Annotated in this window: 1 protein-coding gene; it reads right to left on the bottom strand. The window is 71.0% G+C overall.

Annotation, left to right across the window (positions count from 1 at the left end):
- Positions 1 to 611, bottom strand: a 611-nt coding sequence (locus GTW67_RS29640) for a ketoacyl-synthetase C-terminal extension domain-containing protein (RefSeq protein WP_161167833.1), incomplete at both ends; no start/stop codon positions are given.

Below are 611 nucleotides of genomic sequence, written 5' to 3'. Positions count from 1 at the left end.
GCCCACTGCGACCCCTGCCCCGGGAACACGAACGCTGCCTGCGAACGAGAGCCCGCGACACCGCCCACCACGCCGGGCAGCATGCGTCCGTCCGTCAACGCGTCGAGCCCGTCGAGGAGTTCGTTCCGGTCGCCAGCCAGGACCACGGCGCGGTGCTCGAACACCGACCGTGTCGTCGCCAACGACAGCCCGACATCCACCGGAGACAGGTCCACCCGGTCGCGTACATACGCGGCGAGTCGTTCCGCCTGCGAATGAAGCGCGCTCTCCGAACGGCCGGACACCACCCACGGCACCACCGCGGGAGGCTCTGCGCCGACAGCCGGTTCCGCCGTCGCGGGCGATGCCGTCGGCGCCTGTTCCAGCACGGTGTGGGCGTTCGTTCCGCTCATGCCGAAGGAGGAGACACCGGCGCGGCGCGGACGGCCCGTCTCCGGCCACGGCTCGTCCTGGGCAAGCAGCCGTACGGCCCCGGAGGACCAGTCGACGTGCGGGGTGGGCTCGTCCAGGTGGAGCGTGCGCGGCAGTACCCCGTGCTGCATGGCGAGGACCATCTTGATCACACCGGCGACACCGGCCGCGGCCTGGGTGTGTCCGATGTTCGACTTGAT

Source organism: Streptomyces sp. SID5910, assembly GCF_009862125.1.
GTDB lineage: Bacteria > Actinomycetota > Actinomycetes > Streptomycetales > Streptomycetaceae > Streptomyces.
Note: the sequence above shows the minus strand (reverse complement) of the source record. Positions and strands in the feature narration are given on the sequence as shown.